Here is a 2,936-nt window from a genome sequence, read left to right as displayed (position 1 = left end):
GACCTGTTCAACAAACCGTTCTATTTCCATCAATGGCAAGGTACGGACCGGTTTTCTGCAAGCCAGCCTGAGAACACTCGCTGGGTTCAGCAAAAAGGTCCGAAGTTAAACGCGGCCTTTCACTGAATCGAGCGTTCTTTTATGAGATGAAACAACTGCTTTTTGTCTGGATGTGCCTCGCGTGGTACTTTGATGCCATGGCCCAATCCACTGCCCCGCTGCCCTTACGGCCCGCGTTCATAAATGTGAATGCTGCGGCCCACGGCATCCCGGCGTATGACACGGTGGCCCGCCCAGGGATACAGCAAATCCCTGGGCGCATGGCCTACGTGGGGCCATACTTAGTGTGGGTTTCGGGGGCCGGTGAGGTGGCCTCTCATGCCGTGGCGGACCGGGATGCGTCGTCCTTCGCGTACTCCCCCAGCAACGCGTGGGGCTTCGCTGACTTTACGCGCTGTTCCAGCGTGCACAGCACCAAAATCGTGTTTGTCAGCATCACGGACGGCTACTTGCAACCCATGCGGTACACGGTGGTGGAGTTGTCGCTGGACCGCCAGGCCATGGTGCGCCATTACCGCAGCCGTTCGCCCGTCTGCGCCACCTACTCCGCGGACGGCACCCACATCGTGGTGGACGAGCAGGGTCGCCAACAGACGGTGCCTTCCGCTTATTAGACGCTCTTCGGCAGCCCCCTGCTGCGGTCCAACTAATCGTGCTCAGCTTCCTTTCCTCTGAGTCTACTTTAACGGTCGTGGCTTAGACGCGCGCTATTTAGGCAAACAGCGTTACTTTTCCTGCCTGGGCGCTGATCGGCGACCTCACGTGGCGCTGCCACCCGGCGGGTCCGTTGCCTGCCAGCGGTGGGCACCAACCTCCCAACACAACATTTCGCGGCAGCGGGCTTTACGCTAGAACTATGGAAAGAAGAACCTTCCTTAAAAACGCCTCTCTATCCGCTTTGGGCATTAGTGCCTTTGGCTTGCTGGACGCCGTTAGTAAACCGGCTGCTTTGGGTAACAAGTTTAGCGTAAACGAGCAGCGCCTCGTCGACCGCATTGCCCAGCTGGCCAAATTCGGTTTGGACGAGAAGGGGCACGGCTACCGGGTTGCGTTTACCAAAGGTGACCTGGAGGGCAGGGCCTGGTTTATCGAGCAGATGAAACGGGCGGGGCTGGACCCCGCCATTGATGCCGCCGGCAACATCATCGGCAAACGAAAAGGCAAACGTCCGTCCCTTAAACCCATTGCTTTTGGTTCGCACATTGACATGGTGCCAGACGGCGGAAATTACGACGGCCCGTTGGGAGCCATCAGTGCATTGGAAGTCATCGAGGTGCTCAACGAACAGAAGATGCGCACGGAGCATCCGCTGGAAGTCATCATTTTTGCCAATGAAGAAGGCGGCACGATTGGCAGCATGGCCATGGCGGGCGGCTTAACCCCAGCGGGGTTGCAACAAAAAAGCCAAAGCGGGCTGACCATGGCGGAAGGAATCCGGGCCATCGGAGGCAATCCTGACAACATCCAATCCTGCATCCGAAAAAAAGGGGACCTCCACGCCTGGGTGGAATTGCACATCGAACAAGGGGGCATTTTGGCGCGGGAAAACGTCCAGATTGGGGTAGTGGAAGGCATCGTGGGCATTGAGCACTGGGAAGTCACCGTCACCGGGTTTGCCAACCACGCGGGTACCACCCCCATGGCGATGCGGCAAGATGCCTTGCTGGCGTCGGCCCGATTGATCATCGCCGTCAACGACGTCATCACCTCGGTCGAAGGAAACCAGGTGGGGACGATTGGCAAACTGGCCCTCACCCCCAATGCCTACAATGTCATCCCAGGGAAAGTGGTCCTGGGGTTGGAGATACGCGACTTATCCGCCGATAAAATCAAGCTGCTCTTCCGGGAAATAGAAAAACGAGCCGCTGCAATCGCCGCCGAGAGCAAAACCACCATCCGGTTTGACAGACAAGCCAACGCTTCAAAACCGGCCTTAACAAACAAGACCTTGCAGCAAACCATCGCGGCCGCGGCCAAATCCTTGGGACTGAGCACCAAAGTGATGCAAAGCGGGGCGGGGCATGATTCCCAGGAAATTGCCGCCATTGCCCCAGTAGCCATGATATTTGTTCCCAGTGTGGGGGGCATTAGTCATTCGTACCAGGAATCGACTAAACCCGGGGACATGAGCAATGGGGCCAATGTGCTGTTACAAACGATACTGGCCATTGACCACGTTTAGGAAAACGGTGGTGCCTTGAACTAGCTCTGTTCAGTTGAAGGAGGATTTTAGCTGCCGTCAATGAGACTTTGTGATGTAGGTGATGGGAATGGGTCGCAAACAGGAGATGGAATCGTTTTGCAGCAAGTAAAAATCGTCGTCGCTGTTCTGCAACGAATAGGGACGAACCACGATTTGGTAGCCTTTCAGCGAAGCATGAATAACCGTCGCCATGCTGTCGATGCTTAGGTGTTCTTCGGCGTCCCGGATGACCGCCTGCAAGGCGGCACGCGAAGGGGCTGGGGGAAGCCGGGCCAGCCGCTGCCGGACGGCGAGCGCGAACGTGTGCTGAAAGGACGTTTCCGACAGTTGTGTCTTCAGGGTGTCAACAAAATAAATCCGTGGCGGAACGAAGTCGGGCGGGGGACCGCCTTCCCTGGGGGAAACGCTGGCCACGGTGGCCAGCGCGCCAATAGCGGTGCCCACTAGCACAAAGCAACCGTCACGGAAGGAGAACTTCATCAGCATTTATTTGAAGTAGAGCCATAACGCTGGCTAGGTGTCTTTATTGGCGTTCAGCCAAACGGTGGCAAGGTAAACGTGCCCCGCTCAGTTGAAGGAGGGATTAATACGCTCCGTAATCGTTGTTGAGGCAGCGAAGGGATTTGACCGGCACCTCCACCAAGTGTCCCTGTGCGCTGACTCCCCAGGCGCG

Annotated in this window: 3 protein-coding genes; 2 read left to right on the top strand and 1 reads right to left on the bottom strand. The window is 57.1% G+C overall.

Features of this window, described 5'->3' with window-relative positions; all coding sequences use genetic code 11:
- Nucleotides 1–197 precede the first annotated feature (197 nt).
- Nucleotides 198–674: a hypothetical protein gene (locus tag CDA63_RS19925; RefSeq protein WP_126546987.1), complete on the top strand. Its 477-nt coding sequence runs from the start codon at nt 198–200 to the stop codon at nt 672–674.
- Between the two features lie 242 nt (nt 675–916).
- Nucleotides 917–2,242, top strand: coding sequence for a Zn-dependent hydrolase (locus CDA63_RS19920; protein WP_088466205.1), 1,326 nt, complete (start codon nt 917–919; stop codon nt 2,240–2,242).
- A 57-nt stretch (nt 2,243–2,299) separates the two neighbouring features.
- Here CDA63_RS19920 and CDA63_RS19915 read toward each other — a convergent pair whose 3' ends face one another.
- The gene (locus CDA63_RS19915; protein ID WP_088466204.1) at nt 2,300–2,749 is read right to left on the bottom strand and encodes a hypothetical protein; all 450 of its coding nucleotides are present in this window, start codon (nt 2,747–2,749) and stop codon (nt 2,300–2,302) included.
- Between the last annotated feature and the right edge of the window lie 187 nt (nt 2,750–2,936).

This window comes from Hymenobacter amundsenii (assembly GCF_002204745.1).
GTDB lineage: Bacteria > Bacteroidota > Bacteroidia > Cytophagales > Hymenobacteraceae > Hymenobacter > Hymenobacter amundsenii.
This window is presented reverse-complemented; position numbering and strand designations above follow the sequence as displayed.

Bases quoted from the DNA above. Each gene is read 5' to 3' on its own strand.
- CDA63_RS19925 (WP_126546987.1), top strand. From the start codon at position 198: ATGGCCCAATCCACTGCCCCGCTGCCCTTACGGCCCGCGTTCATAAAT.
- CDA63_RS19920 (WP_088466205.1), top strand. From the start codon at position 917: ATGGAAAGAAGAACCTTCCTTAAAAACGCCTCTCTATCCGCTTTGGGC.
- CDA63_RS19915 (WP_088466204.1), bottom strand. From the start codon at position 2,749: ATGCTGATGAAGTTCTCCTTCCGTGACGGTTGCTTTGTGCTAGTGGGC.